Origin of the sequence: Butyrivibrio sp. VCD2006 (assembly GCF_000423925.1) — a bacterium.
In the GTDB taxonomy this organism is placed as follows: Bacteria; Bacillota; Clostridia; order Lachnospirales; family Lachnospiraceae; genus Butyrivibrio.
Genome location: NZ_AUIX01000008.1, coordinates 14,302 through 34,994 on the forward strand (window position 1 = coordinate 14,302; position 20,693 = coordinate 34,994).

Annotated in this window: 16 protein-coding genes; 13 read left to right on the plus strand and 3 right to left on the minus strand. The window is 41.7% G+C overall.

Features of this window, described 5'->3' with window-relative positions; translation table 11 throughout:
- Positions 1-78: 78 nt before the first annotated feature.
- The 9 genes from rsgA to G586_RS0105015 all read left to right on the plus strand — a co-directional run bounded on the left by rsgA (position 79) and on the right by G586_RS0105015 (position 13,317).
- A complete protein-coding gene (gene rsgA, locus G586_RS0104970) occupies positions 79-990 on the plus strand; it encodes a ribosome small subunit-dependent GTPase A (RefSeq protein WP_026526844.1) in 912 nt (303 codons plus the stop codon).
- Between the two features lie 147 nt (positions 991-1,137).
- Positions 1,138-1,752, plus strand: a complete 615-nt coding sequence (gene dhaL, locus G586_RS0104975) for a dihydroxyacetone kinase subunit DhaL (RefSeq protein ID WP_026526845.1) — start codon at positions 1,138-1,140, stop codon at positions 1,750-1,752.
- 76 nt (positions 1,753-1,828) lie between these two features.
- Positions 1,829-2,221, plus strand: coding sequence for a dihydroxyacetone kinase phosphoryl donor subunit DhaM (dhaM, locus tag G586_RS0104980; protein ID WP_026526846.1), 393 nt, complete (start codon positions 1,829-1,831; stop codon positions 2,219-2,221).
- A 174-nt stretch (positions 2,222-2,395) separates the two neighbouring features.
- Complete coding sequence (dhaK, locus tag G586_RS0104985) at positions 2,396-3,391, plus strand: dihydroxyacetone kinase subunit DhaK (RefSeq protein ID WP_026526847.1); 996 nt, start codon at positions 2,396-2,398, stop codon at positions 3,389-3,391.
- Between the two features lie 421 nt (positions 3,392-3,812).
- Positions 3,813-7,922, plus strand: a complete 4,110-nt coding sequence (locus G586_RS26915; protein WP_242831973.1) for an endo-1,4-beta-xylanase — start codon at positions 3,813-3,815, stop codon at positions 7,920-7,922.
- Positions 7,923-8,205: 283 nt separating this feature from the next.
- On the plus strand, positions 8,206-8,655 hold the full coding sequence (locus G586_RS0105000) for an Hsp20/alpha crystallin family protein (protein WP_026526848.1): 450 nt from the start codon (positions 8,206-8,208) through the stop codon (positions 8,653-8,655).
- Positions 8,656-8,816: 161 nt separating this feature from the next.
- Positions 8,817-11,321, plus strand: coding sequence for an EAL domain-containing protein (locus tag G586_RS24660; RefSeq protein WP_081674203.1), 2,505 nt, complete (start codon positions 8,817-8,819; stop codon positions 11,319-11,321).
- Positions 11,322-11,347: 26 nt separating this feature from the next.
- Positions 11,348-12,559 carry an ion transporter gene (locus G586_RS21795; protein WP_242831974.1) on the plus strand — a complete coding sequence of 404 codons (1,212 nt, stop codon included), beginning with the start codon at positions 11,348-11,350 and terminating at the stop codon, positions 12,557-12,559.
- Positions 12,560-12,681: 122 nt separating this feature from the next.
- Positions 12,682-13,317 (plus strand): hypothetical protein, encoded by a 636-nt coding sequence (locus G586_RS0105015; protein ID WP_026526849.1) that lies wholly within the window; start codon positions 12,682-12,684, stop codon positions 13,315-13,317.
- Between the two features lie 33 nt (positions 13,318-13,350).
- Here G586_RS0105015 and G586_RS0105020 read toward each other — a convergent pair whose 3' ends face one another.
- Entirely contained in the window at positions 13,351-14,040 is a 690-nt protein-coding gene (locus G586_RS0105020) for an anaerobic ribonucleoside-triphosphate reductase activating protein (protein ID WP_026526850.1), read from the minus strand.
- Positions 14,037-14,642 carry an ECF transporter S component gene (locus G586_RS0105025; RefSeq protein ID WP_026526851.1) on the minus strand — a complete coding sequence of 202 codons (606 nt, stop codon included), beginning with the start codon at positions 14,640-14,642 and terminating at the stop codon, positions 14,037-14,039. Before G586_RS0105025 ends, G586_RS0105020 begins: the two co-directional genes overlap by 4 nt.
- Positions 14,643-14,766: 124 nt before the next feature.
- Here G586_RS0105025 and pdxR point away from each other — a divergent pair, with 124 nt between their 5' ends.
- Complete coding sequence (gene pdxR / locus G586_RS0105030) at positions 14,767-15,933, plus strand: MocR-like pyridoxine biosynthesis transcription factor PdxR (RefSeq protein ID WP_026526852.1); 1,167 nt, start codon at positions 14,767-14,769, stop codon at positions 15,931-15,933.
- Positions 15,934-15,975: 42 nt separating this feature from the next.
- Here the strand turns inward: pdxR and G586_RS0105035 are convergent, their stop codons facing one another.
- Entirely contained in the window at positions 15,976-16,866 is an 891-nt protein-coding gene (locus G586_RS0105035; protein ID WP_026526853.1) for a helix-turn-helix transcriptional regulator, read from the minus strand.
- 190 nt (positions 16,867-17,056) lie between these two features.
- On the opposite strand from G586_RS0105035, the gene G586_RS0105040 reads away from it, so the two are divergent.
- The 3 genes from G586_RS0105040 (at position 17,057) to uxaC (ending at position 20,665) form a co-directional block, all read left to right on the plus strand.
- Positions 17,057-17,698: a bifunctional 4-hydroxy-2-oxoglutarate aldolase/2-dehydro-3-deoxy-phosphogluconate aldolase gene (locus G586_RS0105040; protein ID WP_026526854.1), complete on the plus strand. Its 642-nt coding sequence runs from the start codon at positions 17,057-17,059 to the stop codon at positions 17,696-17,698.
- Between the two features lies 1 nt (position 17,699).
- Positions 17,700-19,199 carry a mannitol dehydrogenase family protein gene (locus G586_RS0105045; protein WP_026526855.1) on the plus strand — a complete coding sequence of 500 codons (1,500 nt, stop codon included), beginning with the start codon at positions 17,700-17,702 and terminating at the stop codon, positions 19,197-19,199.
- 62 nt (positions 19,200-19,261) lie between these two features.
- Positions 19,262-20,665: a glucuronate isomerase gene (gene uxaC, locus G586_RS0105050; protein WP_026526856.1), complete on the plus strand. Its 1,404-nt coding sequence runs from the start codon at positions 19,262-19,264 to the stop codon at positions 20,663-20,665.
- Positions 20,666-20,693: the final 28 nt, after the last annotated feature.

Here is a 20,693-nt window from a genome sequence, read left to right on the forward strand (position 1 = left end):
GACAATTTATTTATTGCCTTCTCCCTTTGGGAGAAGGTGGCACGAAGTGCCGGATGAGGGCACTGAGCAGGATTGACTATGCAAGGAAGGATTGTTAAAGGAATAGCCGGCTTTTATTATGTGAATATCGGAAGCGACCGCGTTTACGAATGCAAAGCTAAGGGTATTTTCAGAAAAGATGGCGTTAAGCCTCTTGTCGGCGACGATGTAGAAATAGAAATAATAGATGAAGAATCCGAAACGGGCAATATTGTAAGGATATTGCCCCGTAGGAATGAGCTTATAAGACCGCCGGTTGCCAATGTTGACCAGGCGGTTGTTCTCTTTGCGATTGTTAAGCCGGATCCAAATTATAACGTTCTGGACAAGTTCCTCATCCAAATGAGAAGGAATTCACTTCCGGTGGTAATATGCTTTAACAAGCAGGATATTGCTTCTGAGGAGGAACAACAGGAGCTTCGCGACACTTATGAAAAATGCGGTTATGAGGTACTGTTTATAAGTGTTCATGAGGGAGCAGGGCTTGATGTGCTTTGTGAGAAGCTAAAGGGAAAGACCTCTGTTGTGGCAGGACCAAGCGGGGTCGGAAAGTCATCACTTTTAAACAGACTTCATCCCGATGCTGAGATGGAAACAGGTGAACTGAGTCGCAAAATAGAAAGAGGCCGTAATACCACAAGACATTCTGAGATGTTTTTTATTTCTGCTCTTTCTGATGAAAATGATAAAACCTATATTTTTGATACACCGGGATTTACCTCTCTTGCCTTGAAGGATATTACGGCAGAGGAGCTGCAGGCGTATTATCCGGAGTTTGAACCCTATGAACCAGAGTGCAGGTTCGGAGGCTGCAGCCATATTGCTGAGCCGGACTGCGGTGTGAAGAGAGCCCTTGAAGAAGGCAAAATATCCAAGGTCAGGTACGACAATTATCGCATCATTTACGATGAACTAAAGAATACAAGACCGGTCTACAGAAAACAAAAGTGAGGATTGTGAGATTTTAACGAGAGTCTTTAAAGACTCTCGTTTTTATTTATACAAAACCGACAATAATTCTATGGAAAAATAAAAACTGTTTGTTATAATATACTACATAAGGTTTACATAAAGAATACTTAGGGAGGGAAATTGCATATGGCAACCAGAGTGTATGAATGTCTGAAAAGTATTGGTGAAAAAATCATTGAAAACAAGGACTTCCTCACAGATCTTGACAGAGAAATCGGAGATGCTGACCATGGTGTTAACATGGCCAGAGGCTTTCAGGGTGTTATTGAAAAGGTCGCTCAGGATGATCCTGATATAGGTGCAGTCCTGAAAAAGACCGGAATGACACTGCTTTCAACAGTTGGCGGTGCATCCGGCCCTCTTTATGGAACTGCATATATGGAGGCCGGTAAGGTTCTGGCCGGTAAGAATGAAATCTCTACAGATGATTTCCTTGCCGCATTTGATGCTGCAATAGCCGGCATCCAGAAAAGAGGAAAAGCTGAAAAGGGTGAAAAGACCATGCTGGATTCTCTTATACCGGCAAGAGAAGCATTCGCCGAAGCAGCGCAGGGTGGAGCAGATTTGAAATCTTCTCTTGATGCTGCATGCAAGGCAGCCGAGGAAGGCATTGAATTTACAAAAACGATTGCAGCAACTAAGGGAAGAGCAAGCTATCTTGGTGATAGAAGTATAGGACATCAGGATCCCGGTGCCACATCAGCAACTATAACTCTTGAGACAATTAGAGACTTTTTGTAATTTACAATCCTTCTTCGTATGGGTGGAAGAGCGGTTTGATTATTGCATGAAGCGTGGATAATTGTGGGAGGTTAAAATGGTAGGTCTTGTTTTAGTATCACATAGTTGGAAAATCGCAGAAGGTATTAAGGATCTTACTGATCAGGTTGCGCCTTCGCACAAAGGGATAATATGTGCCGGTGGACTTGAGGATAAATCTATAGGAACAGATGCTGTTCGAATATCTGATGCAGTAAGAGAGGCTAATGACGGTGACGGAGTTGTTCTTCTGGCTGATCTTGGAAGCGGTGTAATGAGTGCCGAGACAGCAATAGAGCTACTTGAGGATGAAGATATTAACGTAAAGCTTGCCGATGCACCTATCGTGGAGGGTGCTATCGCAGCCGCTGTCACAGCAGCCATAGGCAGTAACTTAGAACAGGTTGTTGCTGCCGCTGAGCAGACCCGTGAGGTATCTAAGGTAAATTGAATTTATGATATAGCTGAGATCAGATATATTTTTGCCTTCGCCCTCCGGGGCGCAAATCATCCGGGGGATGATTGCTCTGCGCCGACTGAAGCGGAGCGAAGACAAGGTGGCACGAAGTGCCGGATGAGGGGCACTAATGAGATGAAAATCTCTAAAAATAAAAGGAGGGTAGCAATGAAAAAACTTATTAATGGGATCGATAACATTGTCGATGAGATGCTTGATGGTATGGTAGCGGCATATCCTGGCTATGTTAAGCGTCTTGACGGATTTGATGTGCTCGTAAGAGCAGGCGGATCCAAGGGGAAGGTTGCACTTGTGTCCGGAGGCGGAAGCGGACATGAGCCTGCACATGGCGGATACGTTGGAAAAGGAATGCTTGACGGTGCTATCGCAGGTGCGGTATTTACTTCACCTACACCTGATCAGGTATTTGAAGCAATAAAAGCTGCAGATGGCGGTAAGGGAGTTCTTCTTGTTATCAAAAACTACACAGGTGATGTTATGAACTTTGAGATGGCTGCTGATATGGCCAGAGATGAAGGCATAGAGGTGGACCAGGTTATTACTGCAGATGACGTTGCTGTTGAGAATAGCACATGGACAACAGGCCGTCGCGGAATCGCAGGAACAATTTTCGTTCATAAGATCGCAGGTGCCTGCGCTGAGGCCGGTGGTGATCTTGCAGAAGTTAAGCGCATTGCTGAGAAGGTAATTGAAAATGTAAGATCCATGGGTATGGCAATTGATGCCTGCACAGTACCCGCAGCCGGCAAGCCGAGTTTTGATCTTGCGGAAGATGAGATCGAGATTGGTATCGGTATTCACGGAGAGCCCGGAGTAAATCGTGAGAAGATCAGCTCAGTGAATGAGATAGCAGATAAGCTTCTTGATAAGATTTTTGCAGAAGGCATTTATAATTCGGGCGATGAAGTTGCTGTTATGGTCAACGGTATGGGCGGCACACCTCTCATGGAGCTTTTTGTTGCTAATAAGCACATCAAGGAAGTCCTTGATGGAAAGGGTATTAAGATTCATAAGACTCTCGTTGGCAATTACATGACATCGCTTGATATGGAAGGCTTCTCAATAACACTTCTTAAGGTTGATGATGAACTTAAGAAGCTCCTTGATGCACCTGCTGATACACCGGCATTTGTACAGGTTTAAGTTTGAAAGTCTAAAGTGAGATAAAAATGTTTCATATTAATTAAATAAATTATTCCGGTATTATTACCGGGTCATAAGGAAAAGCCTAACTACTATTGGGCTTTTCCTTTTTTGTGCATTTTTTATGGGCTTTGAAAGATTTATATAAAAAATAGCAGATTCTTGCAATTTTTTGTTATCAAATACGAAAAATGCCTTTCAGATTATGATTGTAGTCGATTGGAAAATGAAATTTACCATCAAAGTGCACATAAAGTATATTCATATCATGGTTGGAAACTAATAAAATATACAAAAAAATTAAGAATTAATCGCAATATATAGGTGTTTGGGAGCAACAAATGATAAGTATAGAAAATCAATAATTGTTATGATTGTGGTGCTCAAGTATGAAAAAAGTAGAAAAAAGAAAGGGGAAGGCATGAAAAAACATTTAGCGTTTTTATTGTCTCTTGTGATGGTTGGGGGGCTTATCACAGGGAACGGTGCGACAGCGTCAGCTGCCAGTGTGGTAAATGGATCATATGTTAAGGGCGATAATGAAAATAACCCTGTTGTGACCCAGAACTATGGCGCGGATCCGGGAGTATTGGTGTATAACGATACAGTTTATATCTATGCAACCAATGATTCTCAGGAGCTTACTGGCAACAATGAAAATACCTATGCGAAGATTGACACATTAAACTGTTATTCTTCTAAGGATCTGGTTAACTGGACAGATCACGGTAGCTTCAAAATTGCAGGATCAAGCGGAGCAGCAAGATGGGCCAAGAATTCATGGGCACCTTGTATTGCCTGCAAGAAGATCAACGGCAAAGACAAATTCTTCCTTTATTTTGCAAATAACGGAAGCGGTATCGGAGTATTAACAGCTGACTCTCCGACAGGTCCATGGAAGGATCCTATCGGAAAGGCACTTATCACAGGCTCTACACCCGGATGTAGTGGGGTTACATGGATGTTCGACCCTTCAGTTCTTGTAGATTCTGATGGAACCGGCTATCTCTATTTTGGTGGCGGTATCCCGAATAATCAGTATGCTCATCCGAAGACAGCAAGAGTAATCAAGCTCGGCTCTGACATGACAAGCGTATCCGGATCAGCAGCTACAATCGATGCACCTTATCTCTTTGAGGATTCCGGCATCAACAAGATTGGCAACACATATTACTATTCATATTGCTCAAACTGGAACTGCAGCAATGGTTTCAACAATGCAGCTATTGAGTATATGACAAGCTCAAGCCCTATGGGACCTTTCACATACCAGGGTGAAGTAATGAAGAACCCCGGCGTGTTCTTTAGCGGATCAACAGGTAATAACCACCACGCTATCTTTGAGTTTGGCGGCAATTACTATCTTGCTTATCACACAAGATCCGTTGAGTCTAAGCTCATCGGCAAGAGCCTTGGTTACAGAACAACTCAGATCGATAAGCTCACAGTAAACAATGGTAAGATCAGTTCACTTACACCTACAATGTCAGGTGTTTCTCAGACTTCTTATGTAGATCCTTATTCTGCAGTTCAGGCTGAGACAATGTTTACCCAGAGTGGAATCAGAGTATCAGGCAATGGCGATGGCACAGCTTGGGTTGATAACATCTCTAATGGTGATTACACAAAGGTTAAGGGAGTAAACTTCTCCAAGGGCCTTAGTTCAATCACAGTTAGCGTAAACAGCAGAGGTACAGGTACTATCCAGGTAAGAGATGGAAGTCCCAGCGGAAGCCTTCTCGGAACAATCAACCTTTCCGATACAAACAACAAGAACACTGAGTTCACAGGTACTATGAAGAACGTAACAGGTGTTAAGAATATCTGCTTCGTATTCAACGGAAGCTTTGAGTTTGACTATTGGAAAGCAACAGCTCAGGGTGAGACAGCCGGTGGTGGCAACCAGGGTGGCAACGAAGGTGGCAACCAGGGTGGAAACCAGGGCGGCAACCAGGGTGGCAACCAGGGTGGCAATGAGAGTGCAGCAACCAACAACAATAAGGTTGAGTGTGAGAACATGACCAAGAGCGGTCAGTACACAGGCACAATCAGCAGTCCCTTCAGTGGAGCTGCTCTTTATGCAAACAATGATACTGTAAGCTTTGATCAGTATTTTGCATATGGCACTCACAACTTCACTCTCCGTGGATGCTCAAACAACAGCAACATGGCTAAGGTAGTTCTCAAGATTGGTGGAGAGACCAAGGGAACATTCTACTATGGCGATGAGTATCCAGCAGAATACACAATTGAGAATGTCAGCCATGCAACAGGAGCAACTACTGTAGAACTTACTGTTACATCTGATGACGGAACATGGGATGCATATCTTGATTATCTTACATGGGATAATGGTTCAGGAGCATCTGCAGGTAATCAGGGCGGCAACCAGGGTGGAAACCAGGGCGGCAGTCAGGGTGGCAACCAGGGCCAGGCTCTTAATCCTTCAGACCTGACACTCCTTAATACATATGGTCAGACATATGGATATTCAGGAACATGTATCAATCTCTATCAGCTTAGAGATGCAAACACACTTGAGCTTATTAAGAAAAACTACAACAGTATCACACTTGAGAATGAGATGAAGCCCGATGCACTTCTTGGAAGTTCAGCAAGACTTATCTCTGTAGCTGAAGCTAAAAACCGCGGCTACTATATCCCTGATGGTTATAGAGAGTCAACAGTTCCTCAGATCAACTTCAACACAGTTGATGAGGTAATGAAGATCTGCTATAACAACGGCATCAGAATGAGAGCACATACACTTGTATGGCACTCACAGACTCCTTCATGGTTCTTCAGAAACGGATATGCCGGAAACGGATCATTCGTTAACTCCAGTACTATGGATGCACGTCTTGAGATGTACGTTAAGACAGTTATGAACCACGTATACTTGAGCGAGTATGGCAGTGTTGTTTATGCATGGGACGTTGCAAACGAAGTTCTTCATGCAAACAATTCCGGTTGGGAAGCTGTTTATGGAAGTAACAAGACAAATGCTACATATGTAAAGAAGGCATTCAACTTTGCATATCAGACACTTGATTACTTTAACCTTACAGATTCTGTAAGCCTGTTCTACAACGATTACAATACTTATATCGAAGCAGACAAGGTAGTTCAGCTTGTTAACTATATCAACTCTGATAAGAAGATCTGTTCAGGTGTTGGTATGCAGTCTCACCTTGGAACAAACTATCCTTCAGTTGATTTCTATATCTCTGCACTTAAGAAGTTCCTTAATGCAGGATTCGAAGTTCAGATCACTGAGATGGATATCACAAACAAGGGTGATTCCGATCTTTCAAGCTATGCATACAATCTCTACAAGCAGATTAATGCACTTAAGAAGAATGGTGGCAAGATCACAAGTATCACTTGGTGGGGACTTTCTGATCAGGTAACATGGATCAGCAATTCAGCACCGCTTCTGTTCAGCACACCTACTCAGAAGAAGGGTGCTTATGACAAGGTTATCCAGGCATATACAGAGACATTTGGAACACCTACATCTCAGTACACACCTCAGCCTACACCTACACCTACTCCTGATCCGGAACCTGAGCCGGAGCCGGAACCTCAGCCTGAGAATCCTCAGCCTGAAAATCCTCAGCCCGAAGAGCCTCAGAACGAGGGTGATACACATGATGTAGCTTACATCGCAGATGGTTGGTACTATGTAAAGAACTTCAATTCTCAGAAGTACCTTTCCGTTGAAAATAACACAGTTGATGGTTGGGTAAGCGTATGCATCAACAGCGGCACTGGTGTTGACGGTCAGAAGTGGTATGTAACAAACACAGATGATGGTTATATCAATCTCACAAGTAAGCTCGGAAACGTAATGCTTGACGTTGCTAACGGTGAGAATGAAGATGGCGCAAATGTAGGAATTTATCAGGGCTACGGTGGAAATGCTCAGAAGTTTGTTATTAAGAAGACAGACAACGATGGCTACTACACAATCGCTACAAAGTGCTCTGATTCTACAAAGGTACTTGATGTTTACCAGAAGAAGACTGACGATGGTACAAATGTATGCCAGTGGTCTTACAACGGTGGAAGAAATCAGCTTTGGCAGTTTGAGAAGATTGATGACAACAGCCAGCCCGGAACAGGAAGTCAGGAAGAGCCTGTAGTCGAGGAGCCTACAGAGGATCCTCAGCCTGTAGATCCCGAGCCGACTCCTGTTGATCCTGAGCCTACACCTGTAGATCCTCAGCCTTCTGTTGAAACAGGCGCACTTGATCTTGAGTATTCAATCAACAGCTGGGGCAGCGGATATCAGGTAAGCTTCAAGGTAGTCAACAATTCCGGAAGTGATGTTAATACATGGACATTAAAGCTTAACAAGAATGAGATTAACATCGGATCAAGCTGGAATGTAAATGTTGTTGAAGATGGTGATTATTATGTAATAACACCTGTAGCATGGAACTCTTACATTGCAAATGGACAGAGTATTGAGTTTGGTGCTCTTGGCAACGGACAGATTGGTAACACACTTAACTATAGTGTTAACTAAGTAGATATATATTTCCCTCCCTTATTGGAAATATTATCAATAGGACCTTCCCCTATCGTGGGGAAGGTCTTTTTCTACAGCCTGATGCCGGTTCTATATGAGCCGGCATTTTTGCAACTCATGGATGAAAAAATTTAAAAAAATAATTAGCACTCACTTGACAAGAGTGCTGACAAGTGTTATAACAGTTATAGAACAAGGGAACAGAAATAATAAAACTTACAAGTCTTGTTCCACTGCTCATAGTTTAAAATCCATTTACATATAGAAGGAGGTAATTATTATGTTGTTTCCTAGTATTTTTGAAGAAAATTTGTTTGATAACTGGTTTGATTTCCCGATGATGAATGATTTTGATAACACCGAGAGAAAACTGTATGGCAGACATGCCGACAGACTGATGAAGACAGATGTGCATGACAATGAGGATCATTATGAAGTAGATATCGATCTACCCGGATTTAAGAAGGAAGAGATCAATCTTGAACTCAATAATGGTTACCTTACAGTAAGTGCTACCAAGGGACTTGATAAGGATGAGAAGGATCATAAGGGCAAGATCATCAGACAGGAGCGCTACAGCGGATCCATGCAGAGAAGCTTCTATGTTGGAGATAACCTTACTGAGGAAGATATCAAGGCTACCTTCAAGCACGGAGTACTCAGCCTTAATGTTCCCAAGAAGGAACAGGCTAAGGTTCCTGAGAAGAAGACGATAATGATTGAAGGCTAACACTTTTTGAGAAGAAGATGATAATCCTTAAAGGCTAACACTTCCTTTATAGAAAATTTATGCATTCTTTAACATTATTTAAATATATATCAGTTTGAGTTAATGAAGCACCGACCCTTCTAGTGGTAGAATAAACTATATCACTAAGGATCGGTGTTTTTATGACTAAGCAGTCAACCTTATCAAAAATACGTACTGTATTTATATTGCTTAGTATCATTTGTCTTTTTGTTGCAGTAGTATTTATGCGACAGTTCGTTTCGACAGATGAGGATTCCTCGATGAGTGGTCCTGTTTACAAAGGAGAGGTCCAACATCGAGTTCTTTTGCTGTGCTCTTATACTTCTCAATATTATACATTTGAACCATCTATAGAAGGACTGAAGAATAGTCTTGATCCAAACGGAATTGAATTTGATGTAATGTTTATGGATGCAAAAAAGCATGCATCCAATCAGGACGTTGAGACCTTTCATGATTATTTCATCCAAAGGGTTAATATAAAAACTGATTATGATGGTGTGATACTGGCAGATGATGAGGCTGTTAAATTTGCAATGAAATACAAGGAAGAACTGTTTACGGATATTCCTATAGTATTCTTTGCTGTAAACAACATGACTCTGTCTCAGATGGCAGTCGAGCGATATGACATGTATGGATTCTATGAAAATGACTATCTTATGGACACCATAGAACTTTCCATGAGACTGTTGCCTGACAGGAAAAAGTATTATGCGATACATGACAATTCACCTGCCGGTCTTGCTGATATGGTGCTTTATAACCGCGCAAAGAATAAGCATAGTGACTACCAGTTTAACGAAATAAATGTTGCCAAGATACCGTTTGAAAAGCTATATGAGGAACTTAAATCTATTCCAAATGATGCTGTTTTGATATATATGACCTGTTTTAAGGACTCAAGCGGTGTTGTTCATTCAACAAATGAGATGACAAATATCATAACCAATAATGTCAAGTTGCCTATTATGCGCAATTTCGCAAGTGGCTATGTGGACGGGGTACTTGGCAGTATTGGTATGGATTTTACTGCGCAGAGTTATGCTGCCGGGGCATTAATGGCCAACATTTTGGCAAGAAATCCTGTTGAGGATAATTATCTTTCAATTGATACAACATATAGTTCTGAATTTGATTATTCACTAATCAAGAAATTTGATATTGATGAAAAAGCCATACCTGATGATGCTGTGATTTTTAACAGGCCACGAACTTTTATTGACATGTATGGCAATATTCTTCCATCAGTTGGAATGATCTTTTTGTCTATGATATTCCTACTTTTGTCGGCATACGTGACTGTTCTTGTCGGCAGAGCTACAAATTTAGAGCTTCTTAAATCAAAGGAAGAACTTGAAAAATCACAGGAAAAAATCAAGTATCAGGCTGAGCACGATGATTTCCTTGATATTTTGAACAGAAGAAGTGCCGTAGATTTTCTTAGGGAAAATCTGACACTTAAAAATGTCTATTCAATTCTCATGATTGATATAGATAATTTCAAAGATGTAAATGAAACCTACGGACATCAGCTGGCGGATGAGATTCTTAAGTATCTTTCACTTTCGCTTGAGGAGATGTCGAATGAAAGGAACTGGATGATCGCCAGGTACGGCGGAGATGAATTCCTTGTCATGGTGCCGAAGGAACAGCTTGAAGAGAATTCTGAAACAGTTGTGGAAATCCTGGATCTTTTCAGAACACCGATCCCTGTAGGAGATGAGACGATTATCATGTCCTGTAGTATCGGTATATCTGTATCTGATGGTACAACACTTCCGGATCAGCATATTATAAATGCTGAGATCGCAATGTATGAAGCTAAGCAGCGGGGACGTGACAAAGCCTTTAGATACTCCGAAGAAATGAAGAAGAGAATTCGTGAGGAAAATAAGGTCAAGGCAAAGATCCTTGAGGCCTTTGATAATGACGGATTCTATATGGTATATCAGCCTCAGGTTGATGCAGTCACAAAGGAAGTTACCGGTTTTGAAGCTCTTGTTAGAATGAAAGAAGCCGGTCTCTATCCTAATGTCTTCATCCCGATTGTTGAATCAAGCGGCTGGGTAGGAAGACTTGGAAGGAAAACTACCGAACTGGTAATAAAGCAGCTTGCAAACTGGCGTGAAGATGGCTATAAGCTTCATCCTGTGTCTATAAATTTCTCAAGCAATCAGATTGGCGATACCGGATATGTAGACTTTATTAAGGACCTTCTTTCGCGGTATAATATTCCAGGAAGATACGTTGAGATAGAAATAACGGAAGGACTTTTCCTTGAGAGAACCGAGCAGGCTGAGAAATTGTTTGATCAGTTTAAGGAACTCGGAATCAAGCTTCTCATGGATGATTTCGGTACCGGCTATTCTTCACTGGGGTACCTGACATACATTCCTGTGGATTATGTAAAACTGGATAAATCGCTTGTGGACAGCTATCTTGTTGAAGGAAAAGATGCTTTCATTAAGGATGTCATTCAGCTTGTGCATGATATTGATAAGCAGGTTATCGTAGAAGGTGTTGAAGAAAAATGGCAGTACGAAAGACTTCGCCACTTCGGAGCTGACAAGATCCAGGGCTACTACTTCAGCAGACCTGTTATGCCTGACGAGGCCATCGTCTTTGAAGCGAAGGATAAGTGAGGGAAATAAAAAAGCGGGAGAATACTGTGAAAAAAGAATTTGATTGGGAGCAGACAAGACAAAAGCTCTTTAAAATGGTATCTGTCGGATACCTGGGGGATTCCATAAGTATAGGATATGATATCTTGGGAACGGTAGCGCTAATACTCAATTTGGCAGCTGCCTTCCTTTCTACGTTCGCAAATCTCAAGGCTTCCTACGGTGGAGTGTTTGATGAGATTGAAAGATGGACAGTTCTGTTTTTTGCCATTGACTATATACTGCGACTAGTCTGTGCAAAGTGCCTTTTTCCTGACAGGTCTGAGTCCGTGGCGGTGCTGAGGTTCATCTTTTCACTTGCGGGCATAATCGATCTTCTTAGTTTTCTTCCATATTATTTGCCGATATTTTTCCCTGCCGGAGCAGCTGCCTTCAGGATGTTCAGGGTAGCAAGGATTTTCAGACTCTTTAGAATAAATGCCTACTATGATTCACTAAATGTAATCACCGAGGTCATAAAAAGCAAGGCACAGCAGCTTTTATCATCAATGTTTATCATAGCTGTCATGATGCTTGCATCAAGTCTATGCATGTATTCATTGGAGCACGATGCTCAGCCGGATGTTTTTGAAAATGCTTTTTCCGGCATCTGGTGGTCTGCTTCAACGCTATTAACTGTTGGCTATGGAGACATTTATCCTGTTACTGCTATGGGACAATTTTTTGGAATTTTGCTGGCATTTCTCGGAGTAGGAATGGTTGCAATCCCTACAGGTATTATTTCCGCCGGATTCGTCGAGCAATACTCCAAGCTTAAGCATATGGGAGACTATTCCAAGTCAATAGATATGCATTTTATTAAAGTACAGTTGTCCATGAAGGATAAATGGGTTGATAAGAAAATAAGAGACATTGATCTTCCGCATGGTGCACTTATTGCAATGATACAGAGGCAGGGTAACACAATAATTCCTAATGGGAATGTAATCCTTGAATCCGGCGATAAAGTGATAATCGGCGCTGAGGCCATAAAAAATGATATCCCGATGCATCTTAAGGAAGTTACTCTTGGTGAAACACATCCATGGTGCAATAAGTTTATTAGAGACCTGGATTTCCCCAGGCAGACGATTCTTTTATCTATTAAGAGGGGCGCTCGTACTGTGATTCCCAAAGGCGGAGTCAAGCTCCAGAAGGGTGATACAATTGTTGTTATTTCCAGGGTACACCTTCCTGATGAGGATGAAGTTTTGGTATGATAAAAACTTGTGTAGACTATTTGATGGACATGAAGTGATAGTCTGATGTAGAAATTTGAAACTAATTCAGATCGATTCAGTTATTTCTGAAACGCTGTGCAATCTTCGAGGGGGAGATGTGTATGGAAAAGACAAAAGAACTTTACATGGATAATAAGAAGGAAAAGGCAAAAGAAGCCTTGAAAATGGCTGATCAGTTTATTAAGGATCAGGGACTTACGGGCAAGAATGCAATTCATTTAAGACTTCTTGCTGAGGAAGCCATTGGCATGGTCAGGGCCATGACAAATGATTACAGGGCACTTTTCTGGATGGAGAGAGAGGCTGATAAATTTAATGTAAAGCTTCTCGCCAAGACACCTATGAATATTGAAAAGAAGGAAGAATTATTATCCGTTTCATCTTCAGGAAAAAATTCTCTGGCCAAGGGCTTTATGGGAAAAATAGGAGACATGATCGAGAATGGCCTCATGAATTTCGATGAGCTCATGAAAATCCATCAGGAAGAAGATTGCGATGATCTTAGATATGGATTTGTCGTAATGGGAGCTCCCGGAGAATTCCCTGTAGTGGAGGATCCGCTTGTATGGTCCCTCAGCTCCTATAAGGAAGCAATTTACGATAATGGCGAATCCGGAGATGGATTTGAGGATGCCTGCGATGAACTTGAAAAATCAATAGTTGCAAGTATCGCTAAGGATGTTATTGTTGGTGTTAAAAAGGACAGAGTGGATATGACAATTTCCTGGTCCGCATAAACACATTTTGAGAAAAACAAAAAATGTAGCAGATCATACTCCGCGGAGATATGATTCTGCTACATATTTTTTTGCTGCATTCAGATAGGCGTCCATTTCTTCTTTTGAAGGTGAAGATAAGCCCTTATCCGGCACGGTATCGCGCTCTGTAAACTGCTGGATATAATATGCTTTTGCACCCTGTATCCATTTTCCGATAGCATCAAAATCATCGATGGTGTGGAGCTGCTTTATGGCTGTTGTACGAAATTCGTAATCGATATTCGAGTTCATTATGGTGTTTATACTCTCGGATATTATATTTGTATCTATATCGGAAAAACCTGAGGTTCTGGCATATTTTTCTTTGGAATTTTTTATATCCATAGCGATATAATCCAAAAGCTTATCATTTAGAAGATCCTTTATTACATCCGGGTGATTCCCGTTAGTGTCTAGTTTAACAAGAAATCCCATTTCCTTTATTCCGGATATAAGCTCCTTAAGGGAGGAATGAAGACAAGGCTCGCCGCCTGTTATTACGACTCCATCAAGGAGTCCTTTTCTTTTTTCAAGGAATGAAAAAAGCTCGTTATCATCCAAAAGAGGTGCCATGCTGCCGTTTACAAGTTCATAATTATGGCAAAAAGGACAGCAAAAATCGCAACCGCCTAAAAAGACGGTTGCGGCTACTTTTGATGGATAATCGAGTAATGTCATTTTTTGTAATCCATGAATTTTCATGCTGCGCTCTGTGACTCATCCTTTATCACTTTGGGAAAAAGGTTTGCTTTAAACAGTGCGGGACGAAGTGCGTTGTAAAGAACTACTGCCAGCACTGAATTGATAACTGCATTAATTATTGTAGCATAAGTTGTCACAGCTACAAGTGCACTGATTGCTGAAGCAGCTTTTTCTGCATTGGGTGTAAGAAGTGTGTACCACACATATTTCAGTGAGGGCTCAAATACACAGTTAAAAGCAAGTCCGGCGATAGCAGCTATAATTGACCATTTGAAAATGTAAGCCTTTTTATGATCATCAGAAATCTTTGCAATCTTATGTGCCACGAGACCAACAATAAGTCCGATGACAAGCTTGCAGATGAAGGTTCTGGGTGCGGAGGCAGCGTAGCCGGAGATGATATCAGCGATGCTGAGACCAACAGCTCCGGCAAGTCCGCCGTACAGTCCTCCTAATAACAATGCGCCGAGTACTACAAATGCATTTCCCACGTGAACCTTGGTGCCTGATGCATTGATCGCGGGAAATACGGCATAACCTACATAGCAAAGAGCGGCCATAAGTCCTGCGTAAGTGATTTTTGTGATTTTATCGTTTTTCATAATTCCTCCTACATGCAAGTATTTTCGTCGTTGACTTAAACATTGAACCTAATATATCATCAAACTGATAACACTAAAAATATCAGTTTTGAAATATTTTATATAACCAGATAGAGGGAGAGTTATGAATAGTCAGAAGAAATATTTGGATGTATATGAGAGTGTGCGAGAGGATATTATAGGCGGAAGATATGAGGTGGGTAGTAAGCTGCCTTCGAAGCGTGTAATGGCGGAGGCGATGGGGGTCAGTGTTATTACTGTTGAGCATGCGTATGAGCTTCTTGCTGAGGAGGGGTATATCGTTCCGAGGGAGAAGAGCGGATATTTTGTGAGTTTTGATGACAGGGAGATTTATACAGGTGTCAGTGGGAGTAAGGATGGCCTTAAGGTAAATGCAAAGAGTACTGCAAAGATAAATGCCGGGAATAATAAAGCATCAATGCAGCATGTGAATACTTCCAATCAGATGATATCGGAAAGCGAAGGCTCTTTCACAGAGACAAGTTCAAAACAGTCAGATGCTCCGAAGTTTTCATATTCTATCTACGCGAAGACGGTGCGTAGGGTGCTTAGTGAGTATGATACGAGGGTTATGGATAAGTCACCCAAGCAGGGAACGATACAACTTCGAAGTGCGATTGCTGACTATCTTGGGCGTTCAAGAAGGCTTCTGGTGTCTCCGGAGCAGATTATTATTGGTGCAGGGGCAGAGTATCTTTATGGGCTTATTGTTCAGACCTTTGGCAGGGATATTATTTATGGAGTCGAGAGTCCCTCATACCTGAAAATTGCCAAGGTCTATGAAGCCGGAGGAGCGACTCTTCAAATGTTAAAGCTTGGGAATGACGGAATAGAGAGTGATGAGCTATGGAATGGAAAAATGAAGCTCCTTCACATAACTCCATATAGAAGTTTCCCTAGTGGTGTAACCGCTTCCGCTGCAAAGAAAAGAGAATATCTTAAGTGGAGCAGGAAGAATGATGGGTATATAGTAGAAGATGATTTTGAGTCTGAGTTTACTCCCAGTAGAAAACCTGAGGAGACGATATTTTCTCTTGATGAAGAGGGCAGGGTTATTTATGTAAACACTTTTACAAGAACCATAGGAAGCTATGCCAGATGCGCATATATGGTACTTCCGGAAAAGCTTATCGATGCTTTTACACAAAAGATCGGTTTCTATGAGTGTCCTGTGCCGACCCTGGATCAGCTCGTGATCGCAGGACTCATTGAGAGTGGTGATTTTGAGCGCCATATCAATAAGGTCAGACGATATAACCGTAAGATATGACGTCTGACAGGCTTTTGGGAATCACAAAAGCCGACAATTTTATCAGTCCTTTACCTGAGAATTTCGGATGATTTCATCTCTGTATTTTTTTGGTGATAATCCGTATTCTTTTATAAAAGCGCGATAGAAAACGGAGTAATCGGAAAAGCCATAGGTCTCTGCGACTGCTGATATATCCTGACCTCCGAGAATAGCGTCTTTGCACATCGCAAGGCGCTTTTTTGTTACATATTTATGGAGAGGCAGACCATTTGTGTCCTTGAAAAGATGTGAGATGTGGAACTTACTTACATGAAGCTTATCGGCAAGCTTATCAAGGGAGAGATCCTCATCTATATGTGTTTCGATGTATTGAATAATGCTCTGATACAAGGTGTCGGGCTCGGGAGTAGCCGGGGCTATCTCTTTTGCTTCATAAACCATTCTGTTGATCGATAGCATAAAATCACTGACTGATACGAGGATTTTAGCATCCTTTCCGAATCTGTCCGAGTGAATTTCATCAATAAGAGAGAAGGCTTTTCCCTGTATAGTGTTGAACTCGATATCACTGAATTTATGCATAAAATAGTTACCTGATCTGTCGGAAATGGAAGTGAGATACAGGTAATCCGTAGATATATCCGAGAGTGATTTAAGAAAATCCTTTGCAACCCAGAATACAAATCTTCGATAGGGAATAGAGCCATCAATAAGTGTTGCATAGTGAGGCTTTGAGGGTGGAATGATCATCATGGAGCCGGGAGATGGCACAAAGGATTCTCCGGCAATATTCATTACAATATTCCCGCTTATAAAAAAGTAAAATTCATAGTAATCGTGAGTATGAGCCCTTACAATGGGAATCTGTCTGTCGCTGTAATAGTATATTTCAAAATCTCTTGAGAGCATGTACTGTCTGTTGCTGAATTCTGTTTTCAGTGTTTTTTTCATGATGAATTCCTTCACAAAAATAGAATTGGTATATCGATTTGGATACACCTTAAAACTGCAATTTATCGGTAAAAAACAAACTAACATACAATGACAAGAAATGCAATGTAAAGAACAAATGCAACAATGGCTTAAAACTCAGTAAATATCTAGTATGGACTAAAAGAAATATATCGTAAGGAGTTTTGGTATGTACGAAGAGATAAAAAAGAAATTTTCAAAAATAGGAATTATCCCGGTAGTTGTTCTTGAGGATGCGAAGGACGCACATGCCCTTGGTGAGGCACTTATGAATGGCGGACTTCCTGCTGCTGAAGTTACTTTCAGAACAGCTGCTGCAGAGGAGACAATAAAGATATTATCAAAGGATTTTCCCGATATGCTTGTTGGAGCAGGCACGGTACTTACACCTGATCAGGCTGACAGAGCTATGGCAGCAGGTGCGAAGTTCATAGTTGCTCCCGGCTTTAATCCTACAGTTGTTAAGCACTGCCTTGAGAAGGGATATCCGGTAACACCCGGAACACAGACTCCTTCAGAGATGGAGCAGGCAATGGAGCTTGGACTTGATTTTGTAAAGTTCTTCCCTGCTGAGCCTGCAGGCGGACTTCCGATGATCAAGGCTGTCGCAGCACCTTATACAAATCTTACATTCATGCCCACAGGCGGTATCAATAAGGACAATGTAAGAGATTATCTTGCATTTAAGAAAATCGTTGCATGTGGCGGCACATGGATGGTAAAGAACGAGCTTATCGAATCAGGCAACTTTGCAAAGATTGAGGAGCTTACAAGAGAGGCTGCAGAGATCGTAAAGGAAGTGAGGGGCTAAAATGCTTAAACTGACAAATGAGGGATTAAAGGACAGAGCTGCCTGGGAGGAGAAGGGCTACAAGCTTCCTCTTTATGACAGAGAGAAGGTAGCTGCTAATACTAAGGAGAATCCTGCTTGGATTCACTTTGGTGCAGGTAATATTTTCAGAGCTTTTCAGGCTAATGTATGTGAAGAGCTTTTAAACAGCGGATTTATTGACACAGGTCTCATTGTGGCTGAGGGCTACGACTATGAGATCATCGAGAAATACAACAGACCCTCTGACAATCTCAGCATCCTTGCCACGCTTAAGGCTGACGGAACAGTTGAGAAAAAGGTTATTGGCTCAATCGTGGAGTCATGCATTCTTGATGAGGAAAATGAGAAGGAAATAGAAAGACTTCGTGAGATTTTCAGAGCACCTTCACTTCAGATCGTAAGCTTTACAATCACTGAGAAGGGCTATAAGACCAGAGCTTACATGGATAAGGTTGTAGGACTTTTGCTTGAAAGATTTAAGGCAGGAAAGCTTCCGGTATCTGTTGTCAGCATGGATAACTGCTCACACAATGGTGACAAGCTTAAGGAAGCTGTTACAGAGATCGCAAATGAGTGGGCAGAGAGCGGAAAATGTGAGAAGGCTTTTGTGGACTACATAAATGATCCTTCAGTTGTAGCTTTCCCGCTTACTATGATCGATAAGATCACACCAAGACCCGATGACACAATCAGAGAGATGATCGAGGCTGATGGAGTAGAAAATGCAGCACCCATCGTAACCTCCAAGAATACTTATGTAGCTCCTTTTGTTAATGCTGAGGAGACAGAATACCTTGTAATTGAGGATAAATTCCCTAATGGCAGAGCTCCTTATGAAAAGGGAGGTTTTGTTTTCACAGACAGAGAGACAGTTGATAAGACTGAGAAGATGAAGGTCTGCACTTGTCTCAATCCTCTTCATACAGCCCTGGCAATTTACGGATGCCTTCTTGGCTATAAGACAATTCATGATGAGATGGATGATGAGGACTTAAAGAGACTGGTTACAAAGCTTGGCAAAGACGAAGGTATGAAGACCGTGGTTGATCCTAAGGTTTTATCACCTGCAGATTTCCTTGATGCAGTTTTGACAAAGAGACTTCCTAATCCTTTCATGCCTGATACACCCCAGAGAATTGCCTGTGATACTTCACAGAAGCTCCCTATCAGATTTGGCGAGACAATCAAGGCTTATAAAAAGGCTGATAATCTCAGCACAGAGGATCTTAAGGTTATTCCTTTTGTACTTGCGGGATATCTCAGATACCTTGAGGGGATCGATGATGAGGGCAATGCCTTTGAGCAGAGTCCGGATCCGCTCCTTGATGAATTAAAGGCGCTTTCTCCTGAAGAAGTACTTAAGAGAAGTGATGTGTTCGGTACTGACCTCTATGAAGACAGCCTTGCTGAGAGAGTTCTGGACATTTATAAAAAGCTTCAGGGAAAAGGCAGCATTAGAAGGGAGCTTAAAGCTATTTAACTTAAACACTCCGGATGCTGACAGAATTTTTACCGGAGTACAGGAGGAAAACGGACATACATATGAAGAAGTTTATGGATGATAATTTCTTATTGGGCAGTGATGTGGCCGTAGCGCTTTTTCATGAGGCTGCTAAGGACGAACCGATAATAGATTTTCACAATCATTTGAATCCAAAGGAAATCTACGAGGACAAATGCTTTGATAATATAGGAGAGGCATGGCTTTCCGGGGACCATTACAAATGGAGAGCGATGCGTGCAAATGGAGTATCAGAAAAGCTGATAACAGGCGACGGTGATTACTACGACAAACTTGTTGCCTGGGCTGACACGGTTCAAAATCTCATTGGTAATCCTCTGTACCATTGGACACACATGGAGCTTCAGAGATACTTTGGTATAACCACTCCTTTATCAGCGGATACAGCTAAAGAAATATGGGATGCCTGCAATGAGAAGCTACGTACCAGAGAGTACTCTGTAAGGAATCTTCTCAGAATGCAGAAGGTAGCTGTTCTTTGCACAACAGATGATCCGGCAGATTCTCTTGAATGGCATAAGAAGCTTAGAGAGGATGGCTTTGAGATCAAGGTCCTTCCATCCTTTAGACCTGAGAAGGCTATCGGAATAGAGAAGGAAGACTTCGCAGATTATATAGAAAAGCTTTCAGATGTTTCAGGAGTAAAGATTGAGGATGTAGACAGTCTTCTTGAAGCACTTGAAAAGAGAATGATATTCTTTGTGGAGAATGGATGCAGAGTATCAGATCATAGCCTTGAAAGTACTTTCTTTGTAAGGACAGACTTAAATGAAGTAGACGAACTTTTCAAGAAAAAGCTTAAAGGTGAAGCTCTCTCTGAGGAAGAGTGCGGCAAATTCAAGGGCTATTTGCTGACAGAACTTGGTAAAAAGTATTCAGCTCACGGACTTGTAATGCAGCTTCATATCGGTGCAATAAGAAGTAATTCAAAGAGATGCCTTGCACTTCTTGGAGCAGATACAGGCTTTGATTCATTAAATGATTTTAACTATGCGCCTCAACTTTCTGCATTGTTAAACGCAATGGATTTAACCGATGAGCTGCCCAAAACCATTCTGTATTGCCTGAATCCCAAGGATACAGAGATGCTTGCAGCCATGGCCGGCAATTTCTGTGGAAATGAAAAGGGAACAAAGGGTAAGGTTCAGCTTGGCGCCGCTTGGTGGTTCTGCGATCACAAAAACGGAATGGAGAGACAGATTGAAGCGATGTCAGATGCTTCGCTTATATCAACTTCTATAGGCATGCTGACGGATTCAAGAAGCTTTTTGTCATTCCCAAGACATGAGCTCTACAGAAGGATTCTTTGCAACAAAATCGGATCATGGGTTGAAAACGGAGAGTATCCATGGGACGAGCAATACTTAAAAGAAATGATAAAGAACATTTGCGGCAGGAACGCCGTAAAGTATTTTGAGTTTTGATTATATGGAATTTGAGTTTAAATGAAGG

Bases quoted from the DNA above. Each gene is read 5' to 3' on its own strand.
- rsgA (WP_026526844.1), top strand. From the start codon at position 79: ATGCAAGGAAGGATTGTTAAAGGAATAGCCGGCTTTTATTATGTGAAT.
- dhaL (WP_026526845.1), top strand. From the start codon at position 1,138: ATGGCAACCAGAGTGTATGAATGTCTGAAAAGTATTGGTGAAAAAATC.
- dhaM (WP_026526846.1), top strand. From the start codon at position 1,829: ATGGTAGGTCTTGTTTTAGTATCACATAGTTGGAAAATCGCAGAAGGT.
- dhaK (WP_026526847.1), top strand. From the start codon at position 2,396: ATGAAAAAACTTATTAATGGGATCGATAACATTGTCGATGAGATGCTT.
- G586_RS26915 (WP_242831973.1), top strand. From the start codon at position 3,813: ATGAAAAAACATTTAGCGTTTTTATTGTCTCTTGTGATGGTTGGGGGG.
- G586_RS0105000 (WP_026526848.1), top strand. From the start codon at position 8,206: ATGTTGTTTCCTAGTATTTTTGAAGAAAATTTGTTTGATAACTGGTTT.
- G586_RS24660 (WP_081674203.1), top strand. From the start codon at position 8,817: ATGACTAAGCAGTCAACCTTATCAAAAATACGTACTGTATTTATATTG.
- G586_RS0105015 (WP_026526849.1), top strand. From the start codon at position 12,682: ATGGAAAAGACAAAAGAACTTTACATGGATAATAAGAAGGAAAAGGCA.
- G586_RS0105020 (WP_026526850.1), bottom strand. From the start codon at position 14,040: ATGAAAATTCATGGATTACAAAAAATGACATTACTCGATTATCCATCA.
- G586_RS0105025 (WP_026526851.1), bottom strand. From the start codon at position 14,642: ATGAAAAACGATAAAATCACAAAAATCACTTACGCAGGACTTATGGCC.
- pdxR (WP_026526852.1), top strand. From the start codon at position 14,767: ATGAATAGTCAGAAGAAATATTTGGATGTATATGAGAGTGTGCGAGAG.
- G586_RS0105035 (WP_026526853.1), bottom strand. From the start codon at position 16,866: ATGAAAAAAACACTGAAAACAGAATTCAGCAACAGACAGTACATGCTC.
- G586_RS0105040 (WP_026526854.1), top strand. From the start codon at position 17,057: ATGTACGAAGAGATAAAAAAGAAATTTTCAAAAATAGGAATTATCCCG.
- G586_RS0105045 (WP_026526855.1), top strand. From the start codon at position 17,700: ATGCTTAAACTGACAAATGAGGGATTAAAGGACAGAGCTGCCTGGGAG.
- uxaC (WP_026526856.1), top strand. From the start codon at position 19,262: ATGAAGAAGTTTATGGATGATAATTTCTTATTGGGCAGTGATGTGGCC.